At 59.4% G+C, this 18,312-nt stretch carries 19 protein-coding genes; 13 read left to right on the top strand and 6 right to left on the bottom strand.

Features of this window, described 5'->3' with window-relative positions; translation table 11 throughout:
* The 9 genes from ACZ5FP_RS26675 (at position 1) to ACZ5FP_RS26635 (ending at position 6,763) form a co-directional block, all read left to right on the top strand.
* A complete protein-coding gene (locus ACZ5FP_RS26675) occupies positions 1 to 897 on the top strand; it encodes a TrbL/VirB6 family protein (protein WP_464664979.1) in 897 nt (298 codons plus the stop codon).
* Positions 898 to 930: 33 nt separating this feature from the next.
* Positions 931 to 1,215, top strand: coding sequence for a type IV secretion system protein VirB7 (locus ACZ5FP_RS26670; protein WP_464665422.1), 285 nt, complete (start codon positions 931 to 933; stop codon positions 1,213 to 1,215).
* A gap of 2 nt (positions 1,216 to 1,217) precedes the next feature.
* Positions 1,218 to 1,889, top strand: a complete 672-nt coding sequence (locus ACZ5FP_RS26665; protein ID WP_464664978.1) for a VirB8 family type IV secretion system protein — start codon at positions 1,218 to 1,220, stop codon at positions 1,887 to 1,889.
* Between the two features lie 29 nt (positions 1,890 to 1,918).
* Positions 1,919 to 2,743 carry a P-type conjugative transfer protein VirB9 gene (virB9, locus tag ACZ5FP_RS26660; RefSeq protein WP_464665421.1) on the top strand — a complete coding sequence of 275 codons (825 nt, stop codon included), beginning with the start codon at positions 1,919 to 1,921 and terminating at the stop codon, positions 2,741 to 2,743.
* Positions 2,744 to 2,754: 11 nt separating this feature from the next.
* A complete protein-coding gene (gene virB10 / locus ACZ5FP_RS26655) occupies positions 2,755 to 3,921 on the top strand; it encodes a type IV secretion system protein VirB10 (protein WP_464664977.1) in 1,167 nt (388 codons plus the stop codon).
* A gap of 8 nt (positions 3,922 to 3,929) precedes the next feature.
* Positions 3,930 to 4,943, top strand: a complete 1,014-nt coding sequence (gene virB11, locus ACZ5FP_RS26650; RefSeq protein ID WP_464664976.1) for a P-type DNA transfer ATPase VirB11 — start codon at positions 3,930 to 3,932, stop codon at positions 4,941 to 4,943.
* Positions 4,944 to 4,959: 16 nt separating this feature from the next.
* Positions 4,960 to 5,334 carry an ROK family protein gene (locus ACZ5FP_RS26645; RefSeq protein WP_464664975.1) on the top strand — a complete coding sequence of 125 codons (375 nt, stop codon included), beginning with the start codon at positions 4,960 to 4,962 and terminating at the stop codon, positions 5,332 to 5,334.
* Positions 5,240 to 5,446: a hypothetical protein gene (locus ACZ5FP_RS26640; RefSeq protein ID WP_464664974.1), complete on the top strand. Its 207-nt coding sequence runs from the start codon at positions 5,240 to 5,242 to the stop codon at positions 5,444 to 5,446. The genes ACZ5FP_RS26645 and ACZ5FP_RS26640 overlap by 95 nt, the downstream gene beginning before the upstream one ends.
* A 159-nt stretch (positions 5,447 to 5,605) precedes the next feature.
* On the top strand, positions 5,606 to 6,763 hold the full coding sequence (locus ACZ5FP_RS26635) for an ROK family protein (protein ID WP_464664972.1): 1,158 nt from the start codon (positions 5,606 to 5,608) through the stop codon (positions 6,761 to 6,763).
* Positions 6,764 to 6,839: 76 nt separating this feature from the next.
* On the opposite strand, the gene ACZ5FP_RS26630 is transcribed toward ACZ5FP_RS26635, so the two are convergent.
* From ACZ5FP_RS26630 to ACZ5FP_RS26605, 6 genes are all read right to left on the bottom strand, one after another.
* A complete protein-coding gene (locus ACZ5FP_RS26630) occupies positions 6,840 to 7,847 on the bottom strand; it encodes an SIS domain-containing protein (RefSeq protein WP_464664971.1) in 1,008 nt (335 codons plus the stop codon).
* 123 nt (positions 7,848 to 7,970) lie between these two features.
* On the bottom strand, positions 7,971 to 8,864 hold the full coding sequence (locus ACZ5FP_RS26625) for an ABC transporter substrate-binding protein (protein ID WP_464664970.1): 894 nt from the start codon (positions 8,862 to 8,864) through the stop codon (positions 7,971 to 7,973).
* A 71-nt stretch (positions 8,865 to 8,935) separates the two neighbouring features.
* The gene (locus tag ACZ5FP_RS26620) at positions 8,936 to 9,718 is read right to left on the bottom strand and encodes an amino acid ABC transporter ATP-binding protein (protein ID WP_464664968.1); all 783 of its coding nucleotides are present in this window, start codon (positions 9,716 to 9,718) and stop codon (positions 8,936 to 8,938) included.
* Positions 9,718 to 10,527, bottom strand: a complete 810-nt coding sequence (locus ACZ5FP_RS26615) for an amino acid ABC transporter permease (RefSeq protein WP_464665420.1) — start codon at positions 10,525 to 10,527, stop codon at positions 9,718 to 9,720. The genes ACZ5FP_RS26620 and ACZ5FP_RS26615 overlap by 1 nt, the downstream gene beginning before the upstream one ends.
* 90 nt (positions 10,528 to 10,617) lie before the next feature.
* Positions 10,618 to 11,598, bottom strand: coding sequence for an N-acetylglucosamine kinase (locus ACZ5FP_RS26610; RefSeq protein WP_464664967.1), 981 nt, complete (start codon positions 11,596 to 11,598; stop codon positions 10,618 to 10,620).
* A 609-nt stretch (positions 11,599 to 12,207) separates the two neighbouring features.
* Positions 12,208 to 13,278 carry a LacI family DNA-binding transcriptional regulator gene (locus ACZ5FP_RS26605; RefSeq protein WP_464664966.1) on the bottom strand — a complete coding sequence of 357 codons (1,071 nt, stop codon included), beginning with the start codon at positions 13,276 to 13,278 and terminating at the stop codon, positions 12,208 to 12,210.
* A 226-nt stretch (positions 13,279 to 13,504) separates the two neighbouring features.
* On the opposite strand from ACZ5FP_RS26605, the gene ACZ5FP_RS26600 reads away from it, so the two are divergent.
* Genes ACZ5FP_RS26600 through ACZ5FP_RS26585 form a run of 4 tightly spaced genes read left to right on the top strand, consistent with a single transcriptional unit; the run spans position 13,505 to position 18,110 of the window.
* On the top strand, positions 13,505 to 14,338 hold the full coding sequence (locus ACZ5FP_RS26600; protein WP_464665419.1) for an ABC transporter substrate-binding protein: 834 nt from the start codon (positions 13,505 to 13,507) through the stop codon (positions 14,336 to 14,338).
* Between the two features lie 60 nt (positions 14,339 to 14,398).
* Entirely contained in the window at positions 14,399 to 15,907 is a 1,509-nt protein-coding gene (locus ACZ5FP_RS26595) for an amino acid ABC transporter permease/ATP-binding protein (RefSeq protein WP_464664964.1), read from the top strand.
* Between the two features lie 21 nt (positions 15,908 to 15,928).
* Complete coding sequence (locus ACZ5FP_RS26590) at positions 15,929 to 16,936, top strand: Gfo/Idh/MocA family protein (protein WP_464664963.1); 1,008 nt, start codon at positions 15,929 to 15,931, stop codon at positions 16,934 to 16,936.
* 43 nt (positions 16,937 to 16,979) lie between these two features.
* Positions 16,980 to 18,110 (top strand): NAD(P)/FAD-dependent oxidoreductase, encoded by a 1,131-nt coding sequence (locus tag ACZ5FP_RS26585; RefSeq protein WP_464665418.1) that lies wholly within the window; start codon positions 16,980 to 16,982, stop codon positions 18,108 to 18,110.
* Positions 18,111 to 18,312: the final 202 nt, after the last annotated feature.

Below are 18,312 nucleotides of genomic sequence, written 5' to 3'. Positions count from 1 at the left end.
ATGTATACCGTCTTCGACGTTCTTGATCGCCAGTTCACGTCGCCGCTGCAGAATTTCATCAGTTCCGGAACGAGCGGCATCAGCGCATGGGTGACGGGCCCATTGACGGCAGCACTTACCCTTTACGTGATCCTCTACGGCTTTCTGATCCTGCGCGGATCGGTCCAGGAGCCGATCATGGAGTTCGCCTTCCGGTCCATTAAACTGGCCATCATCCTGATGCTGGTGAGGAATGCCGGCGAATACCAGACCTATGTGACCGACATCTTTTTCGAGACGCTTCCCAAGGAAGTTTCCGAGGCGCTGAACACCGGCGGGGTGCCAAGTGCCACAACGTTCGACAGCCTGCTCGACAAGGGCCAGAAATCCGCCAACGACATCTGGGCGCAGTCGGTATGGCCGGTCGATCCGCTGACCGGTTTTGCCGGGCTGGTCGTTGTATTCATAACCTTCGTCGTCGCCTCGATCGGCTATGTGGTTTCACTCTATGCGCGGGTGGCGTTGGCGATCGTTCTCGCAATCGGGCCGATCTTCATCGCGCTCGCAATGTTCCAGTCGACGCGTCGGTTTACCGAGGCCTGGATTGCACAGCTCGCAAACTTCGTGATCCTGCAGGTGCTGGTCGTCGCGGTCGGTTCCCTGCTGGTCACCAGCTTCGCCACGACGTTCAGCACGGCCGATGCTTATACCGACGTGCTGATGCGTCCGATCGCGATCGGCGCCATCGGCCTAGCATCACTCTACGTCTTTTACCAGTTGCCGAACATTGCTTCCTCGCTCGCCTCCGGCGGAGCCTCCCTTTCTTACGGCTACACGGCCGCGCGTGACGGGCACAACAATACCGTGGTGCGCGCGATTGGTTGGGGCTGGAACAAGCTGACCGGCAAGAACGCTTGACCCCATGACCGTGAGGAGAGTTACCGCGTGCCTATAGTTCGAGTTATCACATTGATTGGCCTGTTAGTCATCACCTCCGGATGCGCGTCCCTGACCAATCCCCTCCCGAAATGCGATGGTTATTCGAAACGGCCGCTCAATCGCTCGATGTGGGAGTGGGAGGGAGGCAAGAAGCCATCGTCAGAGCAGCGTTCTTCCCTTGCCGCAGAGAATGGGCTCGCGCTGGCGTTCGCCTCAACGCAGGGCGATGAGGAAAGCCATGTCGCTTTCGTCGGGTTCGATGAGGCCGGCTCGCATCGCGCCTGCCAGGCGGGGTAGAGATGGTAACCACGGACAGCCTCAAGGATTACTTCACCAAGGCGCGCCGCTTCGATCAGGACCGCATGCTCTCGGCCGAACGCTCAAAGCGCGTTGCCTGGTTCGTCGCCGCTATCGCCAGTGCGCTTGCCTGTGTGTCGATCGCGGCCGTGGTGGCTCTCACACCGCTCAAAACAGTCGAACCCTTCGTCATCCGCGTCGATAACTCGACCGGCATTGTCGATGTCGTGTCCGCGCTCTCGTCAGCAGCCGCCAGCTATGATGAGGAAGTCAGCAAATATTTTGCAGCCCGCTATGTCCGGGCACGCGAAGGCTATGTTTGGTCGGAGGCCGAGGAAAATTTCCGCACGGCTTCGCTGATGTCGAACGCCACCGAGCAGCAGCGTTTCGCAGCCACATATCGCGGCAGCAATCCGGAATCGCCGCAGAATGTCTATGGCCGTTCGTCAACTTCGCGGATCGCGATCAAGTCGATCTCGCTGATCAACAGCAATGTCGTATCGGTCCGCTACACACGGACAATCACCCGCGGCGATGATGTCCGCACGACCCATTGGGTTGCGACAATCACCTATTCCTATACCAATGCCCCGATTTCCTCCAGCGACCGGTTGGTGAACCCGCTTGGGTTCGTGGCGAGCGAGTACCGGGCCGATCCGGAGGCCTTGAATTGAAGAAACGATTTATCTTTGGCGCTGCCGTTATGGCAGTGCTGACCGTGTCAGCCTCTCAGGCACTCGAGATCCCTGCCAGTGCGCAACAGGATAATCGCGTGCGCTTCGTCAGCTATCAGCCCTACAACATCACCCGCATTGTCGGGACGATCCGCTCGTCGGTACAGGTTGAGTTCGCGCAAGACGAAGAGATCGCCCATGTCGCGCTCGGCAACTCGGTTGCCTGGGAGGTTGCACCAGCCGGACACATCCTGTTTCTGAAACCGCGCGAGAACCAGCCGGCCACGAACATCTCGGTTGTGACGACGCGGCGCGACGGCTCAAAGCGCAGCTATCAGATGGAGCTGGTCGTCCGCGATGGTTCTGTCGATGCGGGGCAGAACACCTATTTCTATGTAAAGTACCGCTACCCAGCCGACGAGGCTGAACAGCGGCGCCTCGAGGGCGAGGCGCGCAAGCGCGCAACCGAGGCGGGTTATGCCGATCAGGTTCTTGGCATCCATGAACAATATGGACCGCGCAACTGGCGCTACGCCGTGCAAGGGTCGACCGCAATCGAACCGCAAGCGGTCTACGACAATGGCAAGGTGACGACGTTCACTTTCAGCGGCAACCAGCAAATGCCAGCGATCTACATCGAGAATTCGGACGGTACTGAAAGCCTGGTGCCAAAGACGGTGCAGGGCGCTCTCGTTCTCGTTCACGCGATCGGTCGGAAGTTCATCCTGCGGCGTGGCTCCGACACGCTGTGCATTTTCAACGAGGCCTATTCACCGGTCGGCGTCGATCCAGGAACCAACACCACCTCGCCGTCAGTCAAGAGGGTGGTCAAGGTTCCGGCCGCCGGCCAGTAGGGGAGGGGACAATGGCAGAACCCACAGACACAACGATCCCCGGTGAACGCGCGCAGACCACTTCCGCACGCCAGGCTAACAATAATCCGCTGGTGAAGCGCGGCGCCGTCGTGCTGGCGGTTGTCGCCTTCGTCGCCTTTGCCATGTGGTCAATGCGGCAGGGCGCCAAAGAGGAAGTCGAGCAGCCGGGATCGGGCGTGATCCGCCAGACCACCCAATTCGAGCCCGCCAAGGCAGAACCAGAGCCGGTGGTGCTTCCCGTGCCGCAAATCAAACTGCCGGCGCCCGCCATGGCGACGGCCGAAACGCCAGCCGTCGATGAACTGCTAGATGCGGCGCGGCGGGCGCCGGTCATGGCCTTCAACGGCAGCCAATCCAGCAAGCGCCAAACTACGAGCGCCGACACAACCACCGACCCCAACTTCCTCCCGGTCGATGGTATGCTGGGAGCAAGCGCCCAAGGAGAAAACGAGGATCAGCGTTTCAACAGAATGCTGAAGCCTGCGGTGCTTGAGGGCTCGAAGGCGGGGCACCTGGGCAACCGTAACTTCATCGTCGCCATGGGTACTTCGATCCCGTGCGCGCTGGAAACCGCGCTATCGTCGGACCAGCCGGGCTTCACCAGCTGCGTGATCACTCGTGACGTCCTTTCCGACAACGGCCGTGTGGTGATGATGGAAAAGGGCACTCAAGTTGTTGGCGAATACCGGGGCGGGTTGCGGCGCGGGCAAAGTCGCTTATTCGTCCTGTGGAACCGGGCCAAGACGCCGAAAGGCGTGATCATAACATTGGCATCGCCGGCAACTGACGCGATCGGACGCGCAGGCTTTGACGGCTATGTCGACACTCATTGGTGGGAGCGGTTTGGCGGCGCGCTATTGTTATCGGTGGTCGGCGATGTTGCGACTTGGGCAGGCCAAGAGCTTCAGAGCAGCAATATCGAGGCGCAGGGGACAACAAGTGCGGGTAAGGAAGCAGCCGCCATCTCGGTCGAGCAGTCGATCAACATTCCGCCGACGCTCACCAAGCACCAGGGCTCGCTGGTGTCGATCTTCGTGGCCCGTGATCTCGACTTCTCCAGCATTTATGGGCTGCGCGTAACCGAGCCGCGCAACACGATTTACGATCGTGCGGTCATGGGCGATTTTTACCCGCGATCCGATCTGGTGACGAAATAGGGCAGGGTATGGGCGAAACTTCTGATGCCGGGGTCGTCCGGCAGCTCCTCCTGCCACTCGATCGCTTTCTTAAGGACAAGAACCTCTATGAGGTTGTCATCAATCGCCCCGGCGAAGTGCTGACTGAGGGAGCCACGGGCTGGCAGCGTCACGAACTGCCGGACCTGTCATTCGACAAGCTCATGCGGCTGGCGCGAGCCGTGGCCAGCTTCTCCAATCAGGGCATCGACGAGACCCGCCCGTTGCTGTCCGCGACTCTACCGGATGACGAGCGCATCCAGATCGTGATTCCGCCCGCTACAACCCGAAACACCGTCTCCATCACCATCCGTAAGCCCTCATCCGTTCTTCTGTCGGTGGAGAATATGGAGACCGAAGGGCTGTTCGAGAACGTTGTCGTCAGCACCAATCAAAAGCCCGACGATTGTCCCTTGCTGATGGCCTATCGCAGCGGCGAATACCGTACCTTTCTTCAGGCGGCAGTCCTCGCGCGCAAGAACATCATCATTTCCGGCGCAACGGGCTCCGGGAAGACAACCCTCTCGAAAGCGCTGATCCAGCACATTCCGGAAGACGAACGGCTTATCAGCATCGAAGACACGCCTGAACTCACCATTCCGCAGCCGAACCATGTCAGGTTGTTCTATTCGAAGGGTGGGCAGGGGCTGGCAAAGCTCGGCGTAAAGGATCTGCTTGAGTCCTGCCTGCGCATGCGACCAGATCGCGTGCTCTTGCAGGAGTTGCGCGACGGAACCGCCTTCTATTACATCCGCAACATCAACTCCGGACACCCTGGCTCGATCACCACGGTCCACGCGGACTCGCCAAGTCTGGCGTTTGAACAGCTCACGCTCCTGGTCAAGGAATCCGACGGCGGCCAAGATCTCGATCGAGATGACATTCGAAACCTACTCAAGATATCGATTGATGTGATCGTTCAGTGCAAGCGCGTCAGCGGGCGGTTTCGAGTGACGGAGATCTATTTTGCCGATCACGCTCGATTGATGAACGAAACTCTATGAGCGGCCGCACAAGGAAATGCGCACCGTTGGGATTTCCATTCCAGGTCTGGTGAGCAAGGGCGAGGTCCTGACCCGATCGCCGAACCTTGGTTGGGCAAATGTGTCCCTTGGGGAGGTTCTTCAAAACAGCCTCGAATATCCGTTTTACGTCGACAACAATGCCAACGCATCGGCCATTGCCGAGTATTATTTTGGACGTGGTGTCGAAACCGGTGATTTCGCCTATATCGAAAGCGGCGTCGGTGCCGGTCTTTTACGGAATCCTTACTTCGGCGGCGCTACAGCAGGCAAGCCACATGGGATTCAACGCTTTCGGTTCGATCTTTCTGCGCCAGCATGGATATATCGAAGCGACCATCGCGGCTCTTTGGGCAATCGCCGCGATTTTTGAGATTTGCATGTTCTGGGCAGGTTCGGAGCAACTTACGTCGGTGCCGGGGATAGGACCGCTGGCAGTACATCGTAGAGCGGGCGAGATTGCCTTTCGAAATATCGTAAATTAACTTATCGAACTAAGAGATATCTTTTGAGTTTGAGATGTCGCCGGGGTATCCATCAGGTCGTACCTGCCGGAACGAAAAGTGCCTGTATTGAAAAAGCCCCGCCCAAAAACCGTAGATTTCCTTCCTTCACTCACCGATAGTGCTCGGGCAGTGCTTAAGATGATTGTGAATGATGGCCCGGCAACCAGACCGCAATTGGGCTCGGCGCTGTCATTCTCAAAACCGACAATGTCTGCTGCGGTCTCTGAGCTGGAGGCGAGCCGACTGCTAGCATCGCATGGTATTTCGAAGGGCGCCCTGGGCCGAACGGCGGTAACCTACGGACTGGGACAGCACGCAGGTTTCGTGATCGGCCTCGACTGCGGCACAACACAGATAAACGTCGTGGCTTCCAAGCTCGATGGGCAACGATTTTTCGAAACGGAAACATCTGTCAACGATGAGGGTATGAGCTCGGATCGTTTTCACTTAGCGAAGGTAAGGCAGGCTGTTGCATCCGTCATTGCCCAATGCCAGACCACGGACGGTCCGTTGAGAGCAATCGCGATCGCCCTGCCGACCATCATATCCAAATCGATGGGATGGCTGACCGAACAAAAGGTCCTGGTTGAGATGCTGGAGGACTTGTTCGAGGTCTATGACGTTCCGATTCTTCTGGAAAACAACGTCAATTGTGCGGCCCTCGCTGAATTTCACGAGGGCGCCGCCAAGGATCATTCTTTTGCCATCTATCTCCAGATCGGAGTGAAGATCGGCCTGGGGATCGTTGTCGACGGCAAACTCTTTCGCGGCTTTCGAGGCGGGGCAGGCGAAATCAGCCATATGGCTTTTCCGTGGTCGCATACTGAAAGGCCTGTATTTCAAGGATTGGAGACCTATCTGGGCGCGGTCGAACTGATCGACCGCTGCCGTCGGGATTGGCCAGGGCATGATGGAACGCCGCCGCAAACTGCGGCTGAGCTGTTCGCACGTGCAGAAACGTCACAGCACGCCAGAGCCTGTATCGAGACGCATGCAGTCGATATCGGACGTCTCGTCGCCACATGCGTCAGTGTTCTTGATCCGCAGCTTGTCGTGCTGGGCGGCGGCGTAGGGCAGAATGCAATTCTCATCAAAGGTGTCGAAAAAGCCGTTGAGGAATTGTGTTGGCCGGTGAAGATTGCCATTAGCCATCTATCCAGGAAGGCGACTGTTCTTGGTGCCGTACGACTGGCGATCGACTTTGCGGTTGGCAACTTGCTTGGGAACGACAGCGGCGCCGTCTTCGCCTATGATGCTGGCTGGTCTGAGGACAGAATCGACACCTTGCCCGAATAATCAAATGGCTGGATCGAGCCAAGGTAGCCGATGGTGTACATCGGCTACCTTGGCAGAGTCTGCCAAATGCATTCCGCTATGCCGGCGTGAGTTTTGTATCGGACTGGCGGTATCGGAACTCGCAGACTGGCAAACCGGCAGCTTCCGACAGGCTGGCGACCAGCAATTGAGCAGGAATAGCCTGCAGAATGGCATCTGCAAGACCGGCAGAAAATGCAGGAATATGAACGATAACCAGATTTTCAGTATCGTCAACGTCGGTAAGGTCGGTAATGAGCAGAGTTGGGATGCCGAACCCTGCAAGTGTGCGGGCAAGCGATACTTCGCGGCCGTTTCCGAAGAGAATGACGCCTGAATCGCGATCGTTCGGCTCCATCGGGCCATGGAGGAAATTCAATGTATCCCAATCTTGTGCAGCAACGCGAACAGCCTCGCGGATCAAAAGTGCCGCATAGCCAGCGGTGCCATAGGCGCAGGCAGAGCCAACGCAATCAATTGCCTTACGGCCGTGAAACAGCTTTGCCGCCTTTTCAACCTGCCCCTGCACACTGGCAAGGACCGCGGCGGCGGCGTTTGGAAGGGCATTCCAATCCGTGCCGGAGGCACGACCCACCTTGTCAGCCAAAAGCCCCATGGTTAGCAGCGAGCCGAGATAGCTTGTCGTGTTAGGTCCACTGTCGACGCCGCTTTGCGTGGCAAGCTTGTAACGAACGACTTTGGACAGCGGCGTGCCGGCAGCCTTTGCAATACCGTAGGTGGGCGCACTGGGTCGAATTTCCACGGCACGGGCAGGTTCGACGCTGCGCCCGGAGGCCGATAGCGCAATATAGGCATCAGCGGCATCGATCGAAGCGTCGTAAAGATCGGTCCCGGGAAGCGCGAACGCTCGGATACCCTGCGAACGCATCTGCGCGGCGCCGACATTGGCTGCATAAAGGCTGGCCCCGATCCCGACAATGACGTTCGTCCCTTGTTTCAAGGGCTCAACGTCCAGTGCCTTCAATGTGGCAGAAACGGCCGAAAGGCTTGCCTCAAGGGCAGCCGGCTGCAAGGCGATCGCCTGGCGGTAGGTAATTTCACTCATATCTTGGATTCCATATTGCGCTGTCTGCATGGAGCGGGAACAGCTTCCAGCTGTACCTTCCCAACACCGTGCGAGGTGGGAGGATGCGGCTGCGCCGCTCGCGCGGCGCAGCCGAAGGTTCTGTTACTCGTCGAGCTTCAGATAGTCGGCGAACCGGGCGCCGTCGTTGACCATGATCATTTTGATCATGTTCTCGGTGAGCTGGTACTTGCCGAAGATTTTGGCGTAGCTGCCGTCATCGATCATCTTCTGCAGCGTCGCCACGATAGCGTCGCGCAGTTGCGTGTTTTTCTTACCGACCATGATGCCCTGATAGCCGGCGGCGTATTTCGCACCTTCGACCAATGCGAGCTTCTTGTCGCCAGCAGGCTGATTGGCGAAGCTGAAGGCGGCAACCCCGGTCGTGTCCATTGACAGGTCAATGCGGCCGCTGCGCAGCGCGATCTTGATCTGGTCGTTGGACGGGAACTGCATGACATTCAGCGGCTTGTCTGCCGGGCAAAGGGTTTTCTGCTTGTCAAGCAATTCCAGCGGTATGGAGCCCTGAACAGCGCCGGCACGCAGGCCGCAGCTGTCTTTAAGTTTGGTGATCTTGTGCGGGTTTCCTTCCAGCACGACGATGCTCGTGCCTTCCAGCGTGTAGTCGATGATGTCAACGATCTTCTGCCGCTCAACGAAATCACCCATGGCGGACATGCCGATATGGAAACGTCCGGCCTGAATGCCGGGAATGATGCTGGCGAACTGCGATGGAAGCACCGTGAACTTGACGCCCAGACGCGCGGACATCTCGGCGATCATATCCTGCTCGAGGCCGATAATAGTGGTGTTATCTGCGCCGTAATAATCATAAGGCGGAGCCTGTGGCTCGGTACCGACCTTGATCTCGCCCGACGCTTTGATATCGTCGGGCAGCATGTTGTGAAGCGTCTGATCGACCTCTGCGGCCAAGCTCGATACTACAGTCCCAACGATCATCGTTGCGGCCAGAGATATCTGCAGAAGTTTCTTTCTCATCGTATTTCCCCTTTTGTTGTGCACGTGAAAGACGTGCGGCCTTTTAGAAAACTGCCCGTGGACAGAGCGGATCAGTGCATTCGCCTGAGAAATGCTTTGGTACGTTCGTGCTTAGGTGCATCGATCACCTCGCGGGCCGGACCCTCCTCAACGACCACGCCCCGATCCATGAAGACGACCCGATCCGCGACGTCGCGAGCAAAGCCGAGTTCATGCGTGACGACGAGCATGGTCATCCCTTCCGATGCGAGGGTGCGCATGACGGCCAGCACCTCTCCGACCAGCTCGGGGTCCAATGCCGAAGTCGGCTCATCGAAAAGCATTAGCTTGGGTTTCATCGCAAGCGCGCGGGCAATCGCCACCCGCTGCTGCTGCCCGCCCGAAAGCTGGAAGGGATAGGCGCGCTCGCGCCCCTCGAGATCCACCAGGCGCAACAGCTCCCGCGCCCGCGCAACCGCGGTTTCACGCGTCTCGCCCCGGATCAGCATCGGCGCCTGAGTGATGTTGGTCAGGACATCCTGATGGGCAAAGAGATTGAAACGCTGGAAGACCATGCCGATATCCCGACGCTGCCCTGCCAGATCCCTGGTGTTCATTTCATAGAGCTTGTTGTTGTGTTCGTGATAACCGATCAGTTGACCGTCAACGACGATCCGTCCGGCTGACATCCGCTCGAGATGATTGACACAGCGCAGGAAGGTCGACTTGCCGCTGCCAGACGGCCCGAGAAGGCAGACCACCTCTCCCTTGTGGACAGTCAGATTGATATCCTTCAGGACTTCCAGCGAACCGAAGGATTTTCTGACGCCAATGGCTTCCACCATGGGTTCTGTGGGGTGGGCGGGGTGTTCCATCAGCCATTTCTCCCTTCGCCCCGTAGCAGGCGCTGCACCGTCCGCCAGACTATTGGCGCTTCATTGGTGGAGCGCCCGAGGCGGCGTTCGATCAGATATTGAAGAGTGGAGGCGACCGTGGTCATCACCAGGTACCAGATGCTGGCGACGATCAGCAGTTCGATGATGAGGAAGTTCTTCGCATAGATGTTCTGGGCTCGCGTGAGCAGATCCTGCGCGGCAACGACGGACACGAGCGACGTCGTCTTCAGCATCGAAATCGTCTGGTTGCCGATCGGGGGAATGATGACCCGCAAGGCTTGGGGAAATATGATGCGTAGCATCGTCTGGGAAGGGGTGTAGCCGAGCGCGACCGCCGCTTCACGCTGTCCGTCATCAACGGCCAACAGACCGGCGCGCATGATCTCCGCCATATAGGCAGCCTCATTGAGGCTGAGCGCAAGCAAGGCGGCAATGAAGGCCGTGACGATCGCGTTGGTTTCGAGATGAAACGGCCCGATGTCGATGCTCGGTATGAAGAGCTGAATGTTGAACCAGAAGATGATTTGCACCAGTAACGGGGTTCCACGGAAGAACCAGACATAGAGGCCCGCAAGCCCATTGATGACCGGGTTTTTGGATAGCCGCATCATCGCCAGAACTGCGCCTGCAACGATGCTGATCACCATCGAGAGTATGGTGAACAGGAGAGTCAACTTGATCCCTTCCAGAATGGTCCCGTCGAACAGGTAGAGCGGAATGGTGGACCAGGCGACGTTGGGGCTGCTGAGCACCATCACTCCGAGAAAACCAATTGCGACAACCAGCATCACAGCGACAATCCACTGACCCCAGTCTCTTGCTGGAACGATTTTCATCTCATGAGCCATGCCGGGCTTCCTTCCTGTCGCAGTCCAGCTTCATCTCGCTCTCCCTCGGAATTGATTTCGGGGCTGGCCGGGTGCGTGTGGCGTCGGCAATCGACCAATCGGTTCGCCCCGCGCGAGCCTCCCGGCCAGAACGATTGCGCCAATGACGGGCGGCTCATGCAAAAGAGTGATGTCCCAGTCGGGCGCGGCGGACGAAAGTGCGTCTTTGAAGGCGCTCATAAGCCGTGGCTGTCGGGTTATTACTCCGCCGCCTGCGACGACTGTGTTGCCCTGCGCGCCGCGGTCGATCAGGCGCTGTACCGTTTCCGCCAGGGCACGCCCACCTTGCACGATTACGGCTTGGGCGATGGAGGAACCCGCCTCGGCGGCATTAAAGACGATTGGGGAAAATCGCCCAATATTGGCAGCACTTCCTTCCTCCGCGAGGCAATGGCCGATTTCGACGGGATCGGAGATCCCGATCGCGGCGAGCAAGGCATGCCCTAGTTCGTCCAGCGGCTTGCCTTGATCCAGAGAGGTGCGAATAGCGCGTGCGGATTCGCGAACGATGCCGCTGGCGCTGCCTTCATCGCCAAGAAACCAGCCCCATCCACCGGACGCCATCATGGCACCATTGCCATCGCGTGCTACTGCAATGGATCCGGTACCAGAGATGACGGAAATACCTTCTTCCTTGCCCGCGGCCGGCAAGAGCAATTCGGAATCGTTAAGAACCAGAATCGTTGAGGGAAGGAGTGCTGCCAGGCGGCTCTGAAGCGCCATGCATTCCACGTCGCTGTCGCAACCGTGAGAGCCCACGACCAGGATTGTGGGGGTGACGCCCGAAGTCTGACGGAGGATGGCTGCGACAAACGCAGCCGCGTCTGCATCTGCATCGATCCGGGCGCGCCACGCGCTAGTAGCGATCACTTTGTCAAAGTGGGTGGAACCATCCACAACGCCCAGGAGGTGCGTCTTTGTCCCACCGATGTCTACGCCGACATGCAATACCATGATCTTCCGTTCGTTCATTTCAATTTATTTCGGAAACTTACCTAACTAATTAGATTATGGCAATCCCTTATTTGCAACGGCCCGGATTATGGCAGGCATCGAGCAGTCGCCCATTCTTCGCAGCGGGAGGATCTGGTTTGGACCGCCGTGCAGTAGTTCCAGGATGAAAGTCGGAATTCCCGAGAGGTGGCGCGATCTGGCGGAACATGGAGCCATCGCGTGGAATGAAAGCAGCAGGACTGTTTTTTCCAGGAGCGCTGTTCGCCGATATCGCTCGTGGTATTCTAGTGAGCCTGTTTGGTCCGCGCGTGTTGCCGCTCGTGGCCGCGCGGCCTCTCGCCAGCATCGTTATGGGATACTCCATGGCAGTGCGTGGTATCGGCCGGCAAACTTGTTGCAGCGAACAAGACCGAGGCGGCATCTTGTCGGGAGGCGGCCACCAAGGCCGGAAAAGACTAGCGTTGCACCATTACTGTGTCGGCGCCGTTGCAGTAGCAAGCAATTGAGTTATCCGGCCTTGAGTTGGGTCAGATTAATATAGGCGACGCCGTCAGCAGCCGGTCTGTTCATACTGCCATGCTGGACGCCCTGAGGCTTGGGGGCTGTTCTGATTGATTACAGCACTATCTATGCTGGTGCTGCGGCGACAGAGTCGCGCTCGACGATCTCCGTCTGCAGGACAGCGAGGATGGCTTCTACCCGACTTCCATTCAACCGTTCGACGAGCAGCTTGGCGGCAGTCTCGCCAAGGTTGTATACAGGTTGGCGCACTACCGTGACGGGCGGTGTGGTGACAGACGTCCAGTCCGCATCGTGGAACGACACCAGCGACAGGTCCTCCGGAATACGTAGACCGAGTTCGCGGCGGATCTTGAACACTTCGAGCCCAATCACGCTGTCCGACGCGATGATCGCCGTTGGTCGCTCCGAAGACTTGAGCATCGCCGTGACGATGCGGTGCGTGCGCTCTGGCGTAACAGCACCCACGCGCACCCATTCTTCCATTCTTTCCAGGCCGGCCTCCTGGCAGACGCCGAGGAAGCCCTCGATGCGCCGGCGCACCGAGCCGGTATTGATGTCCGCGGGCGCGCGGAATTGATGATCCGGAGTGTCGCACGCGGTGAGATAGGCGATGCGGCGGTGGCCAAGTGCGATGAGCCGGCGCGTGACGCCTTGGGCGGCGTGCCTGTCGTCGGCAATGATCGTGTCGACGTCGAGCATCTCGCTGCCACGGTCGAGCAGCACAAGCGGCCGGCCGGCGCGTATAACGTCCCGGAGGTGCTCGACATCACTGTCCTTTGCCGGCGAAACGATCAAGCCATCCACGCGCTTTGCAAGCAGCGTGCGGATTGCTTCCTTTTCCGCGGCGACGTCCTCGCCCGAATTAATGAGGATGACGGTAAAGCCTGCCTGCCGAGCGACATCTGTAATGCCGCGCATAGCGAGGCTGAAAAATGGGTTCTCCATATCGCCGACAACCACGCCGATCGTGCCGGATCGTCCTGTCGTCATGCTGCGAGCAAGCTCATTGGGCCGGTAGTTGAGTGCGCGGGCGGCTTCGCTCACGGCCTCACGCACCCGGTCGCTGACGGTTCCGTACCCGCCCAGCACTCGTGCAGCCGTCGCCTTCGAGACGCCCGCCTTGTGCGCGACATCGGCCACGGTGACGGAGGAGGTTCTGGGTGGGCTCTGGTCCATAACGAATAGCTTTACAAGAGAACTTGACGACTGGCAAATACGAAGATATGAGTTGTTAAACGTGAAAGAGACCGGTCTCTTTTTAATTGAGACCGGTCTCAGCATTAAAATAAAAATCACGACATGTGGTGGCATGGGCCGGACACACGGTGTCTGCCGTCGTAGAAAAAGGGATCCGCGCGCCTTGAGACAGCCGCATAAAACATCACCAGAGGAGAATGAAACAATGAAACTTCCCAAAACGATCATGTCCCCCTTCGCCAGACTGCGCACCGCGCTTGTCGCGGTCGCCTTCAGCGTCACGATGGGCGCAGTGCCGGCTGTTGCGATTGACAATCCCTATGGCTTGCTCGACCCCAGCGTCATCAGCGTCGGCACGATGGGCGACGCCAAGCCTTATGCCTTCACTACCGCTGACGGCAACTTCACCGGCTTCGACATTGAACTCTTTCTGAACGTCGCAGAGCGCATGGGCTTCAAGAAGGAGCAGGTGATCTTTACCGGTCAGGAATTCTCCGCCCTGATGCCATCGGTCGCCAACAGTCGCTTCGACGTCGCGGCGGCCGCCATCGGCACAACCGCCAAACGCAAGCAGACCGTCGATTTCTCGGACGGCTATCTTGCGGGCTTCCTCACCGTTCTAACACCGGATGCCGGGATCAAGGACGCGGCCGGTCTTAAGGGTAAGCGCCTCGGCGTCGTTCAGGGCACGCTCCAGGAAATCTATGCCGAGAAGAACTTTACCGGCGCCGACCTCGTGAAATTCCCGGATAACAACTCCGCTGTGTCGGCGCTCAACAACGGCACGGTCGACGCGCATTTCCTCGATTACGAGGCGGCCAAGGACTATTCGGCGCGCTATCCGCAGCTGAAAGTGGCGGTCAACATTCCAAGCTTCGACGCCCCGGCTGGTTTCGTTATCCGCAAGGGCAATGACGCCCTGCGCGAGGCGCTGAACAAAAGCCTTCAAGCCGCCATGCAGGACGGCACCTGGAAAACGCTGCACGAAAAGTGGTTCCCCGGTACGCCGATGCCGGACGTATATCTTCCCAAAAAGTGATGCCACCTTCCGGTCCGACCTTGACCGCTCGGACCGGCCTTTCTTTCAAGGGATCTCCTGATGAACTGGCTTGAAAACCTGCGCCGCAGCTTCCTTGACTGGAATGCAATGGCTGAAGTCCTGCCGACCATGATCACGGTCGGCCTCAAAAACACGCTAATCCTTGCGGCGGCCTCGACGGTGCTTGGCCTTATCATCGGCATGGTACTCGCCATCATGGGGATTTCCCGCTCTGCCTGGCTGCGCATTCCGGCCCGCGTCTATACGGACGTCTTCCGCGGCCTGCCGGCCATCGTCACCATTCTTCTCATCGGGCAGGGCTTCGCCCGCCTCGGGCGCGAGCTCTTTGGCCCTTCGCCCTATCCCCTTGGTATTCTCGCGCTCAGCCTGATCGCCGGCGCCTATATCGGTGAAATCATCCGCTCGGGCATTCAGAGCGTCGAGCGCGGCCAGATGGAAGCCTGCCGCGCGCTCAGCATGAGTTACGGGCAGGGTATGCGGCTGATCGTCGTGCCGCAGGGCGTGCGCCGCGTGCTGCCGGCCCTCGTCAACCAGTTCATCGGCAATGTGAAGGATTCGAGCCTCGTCTACTTCCTCGGCCTGCTTGCCTCCGAGCGCGAGATTTTTCGCGTTGGGCAGGACCAAGCCGTGGTAACCGGTAATCTTTCGCCACTGCTGCTGGCGGGCGTCTTCTATCTCATCGTCACCGTACCGCTTACGCATGTCGTCAATGCCATCGACGACCGCCTCAGGATTGGCAAGCAGAGACCAGCAATCATCACCAGCGGGCTTGAAGAGGTCAGCGAACTCGATAGCGCCGGCCGCGCCTCCGGGGCCAGCTTCAAGGGTGGCAGCCTCGATGTGCGAAGCCTCGGCATGGCCTATGGCGAACTCGACGTGCTGAAGGGTGTCGACCTTTCGGTCAAGCCCGGTAGTGTCACCTGCGTCATCGGCCCGTCCGGCTCCGGCAAGTCCACGCTGCTGCGCTGTCTCAACCGGCTGGTCGAGCCGAAAAGCGGGGAGATTCTCATCGACGGCGAAAGCATCCTCGCAATGAAGCCCGAGCTGTTGCGCCGACGAGTGGGGATGGTCTTCCAGCACTTCAACCTCTTCCCCGATCACACCGCCCTCGAAAATGTCATGCTGTCGCTCACCGAGATCAAGGGCCTACCCAAGGTCGAGGCGGAGCGCATCGCCAAGGCTCGGCTTGCCGATGTGGGTCTTGCCAGTCGCGCGCATCACCGCCCCGGGGGCCTTTCCGGCGGCCAGCAGCAGCGCGTCGCCATTGCGCGCGCGCTGGCAATGGAGCCGGAGGTCATCCTGTTCGATGAAGTGACGAGCGCGCTCGATCCCGAGCTGGTCAAGGGTGTACTCAACCTCATGGCCGATCTCGGGCAGCACGGCATGACCATGGTCGTCGTCACCCACGAAATGGGCTTTGCCCGGCGCGTTGCCGATCAGGTCGTTTTCATGGACGAGGGACGCGTGGTCGAGGCGGGCACGCCCGAAGCAATCTTCGACAATCCGCAAAGCCCGCGCCTGCAGCGCTTCCTCGCGGAAGTGCTCTGAGCCTGGCGCAAGGAGAAAAGAATGAAAGACACGATACGATGGGGGGTGCTTGGCTGTGCGGGGATTGCGGCCAAAGCGGTCATTCCGGCGATCCAGTCAAGCCGGCTGGGGCAGGTTACGGCCATCGCCTCGCGTGATCTGGAAAAAGCAGAGGAGATGGCAGCACGCTTCGGCATTGCCAAGGCCTACGGCAGCTATGAAGAATTGCTTGCCGATCCTGAGATCGATGCGATCTACAACCCGCTTCCCAACCACATGCATGTGCCCATGACAATCAAGGCGTTGGAGCAGGGCAAGCCGGTGCTGTGCGAGAAGCCGATCGCACTCAATTGCGCCGAAGCAACGGCGCTGGAGGCCGCGCGAAAGGCCGTCGGTTTGCCGGTCGTCGAAGCCTTCATGGTGCGCCATCACCCGCAATGGAGGAAGGCGCGCGCACTGATAGCGGAAGGACGGCTCGGTGATGTCAGGGCTATCCATACGATCTTTTCCTACTATCTCGACGATCCGAAGAATGTGCGCAATCAGGCCTCGATCGGCGGAGGCGGTCTCTTCGATGTCGGGTGCTACGCCATCAACACCGCGCGCTTCCTGTTCGATGCCGAGCCGCTTCGGGCCATCGCGCTGATGGAGCTGGATCCGGCTTTTGGCACTGACCGACTGACGAGCGGGCTCATGGAGTTTCCCGGCGGGCGACAGCTTGCCTTCACCTGCGCCACGCAACTTGCGTTGACCCAGAAGGTGACCGTTCTCGGTAAGCGCGGGCGCATCGAAATCCCCATTCCCTTCAATGCGCCGACCGATGCGGCAACGATGCTCCTCATTGACGACGGCCGCGACCTTACCGGGGGCGGGCGCGAGGAAATCGCCATCGAACCGGTCGACCAGTATCGCGAGCAGGCCGACGCCTTCGCCGAAACTGTTCTCTCCGGCAAGCCGCCCGAAGCGGGGCTGGACGATGCGATCGCCAACATGAAGGCGATCGACGCCCTCATTCGCTCGGCTGCGAGCGGCCACTGGGAAGCGCCCTGACCCTTTCCCGATCTTCATGACCAACGGATTGAAAGACACGACCATGAAAAATAGCACCATCACCTCGGCGGTCATCATCGGCGCCGGCATTTTCGGCGTTTCCACCGGTGTACAGCTTGCGCGGCGCGGCATCCGCGTAACGATCGTCAATGACGGCCCGCCCGCGAATGGCGCCTCCGGCCGCTCGCTTTCCTGGCTCAATTCGGCCCGCATGCGTTCCGAACCGTATCATCGCCTGCGCATGGCGGGCATCGATCGCTATCGCACGTTTTCCGCGCGCTTCCCGAGTGCGGACTGGCTTCGCTTCGAAGGGGGTCTGACGTGGGACGCCGATGGCCAAGGCAACGAAATCGATGCCGCTTACCGCTATGAAACCTCTATCGGCTATGACGCGCAGCACCTTGCGGCCAGCGACATTGGCCGCGTCACGCCGGGCCTTGACGCGCGTGCCATAACCGAGGCGGGGGCGATCTTCAATCCCGGCGAGGGTTGGGTCGACCTGCCAATCCTGATCGGAGTGCTGCTGGAAGAGTTCGCCACCCTTGGCGGCACACTCGTGACTGACCAGGGGGCGGCAAGCGTCATGATCGAGGGCGGCCGGGCGATCGGCGCCGAGACCGCGACCGGCTCCCGTTTCACGGCCGATGCCGTCGTGCTCGCCACGGGGCCCGCCGTGCCGAAGATGGCGAGGGACGTCGGGCAAACGATCGGCGACGGAACCCCGATCGCCCTCCTGGTACAGACAAAGCCGCTCGCGCATCCACTGCGCGCCGTGCTGAACACGCCGCGCGTCGCCGTCCGCCCGGCGCCAGGCGGCACGTTCTCACTGGATGCCGACTGGGCGGCAGACGAAGGGGTGAGGGTGCGCGAGGACGGCAGCTATGACATCGATGACAGGGTTGTCGAAGCCCTGTTGGACGAGGCCTCGAAGGTGATGGAAGGCAATCCGAAACTCGAAGTCGCCTCCATCGGCGTTGGCGGCAAGCCTATTCCGGGTGATGGCGAGCCTGTGGTCGGCGCGCTGAAGGCGATCCCCGGCTACTATGTCGCCTTCAGCCACAGTGGGGCGACGCTCGGATTGATCGTGGGCGAGCTGCTTGCCTACGAGGTTGCGACGGGGACAGAACATCCCATGCTCGCCACCTTCCGGCCTGAGCGCTTCTCGGCGCAATAGTAAGAAGTGATGGTTGCGCTTCAACAACAGGCATCTGCGGTCGTCAGGCGGCAAATGCCTGTTGCCTTTTCCTTGGCGTTAAAGGCTCGCAATTGCGTGATCCGATAGTGCGGCGCAAATTGGACGTTTCAGAATCCGTCTCCGCCACTTGACATATCGGTTCGATAACTGTTAGTTTACCTAAACGTTTAGGTCGCCAATT

The organism is Phyllobacterium sp. T2-21 (assembly GCF_055378485.1).
The sequence above is the reverse complement of the archived record's forward strand: the minus strand, read 5'-3'. Positions and strand labels throughout refer to the sequence as shown.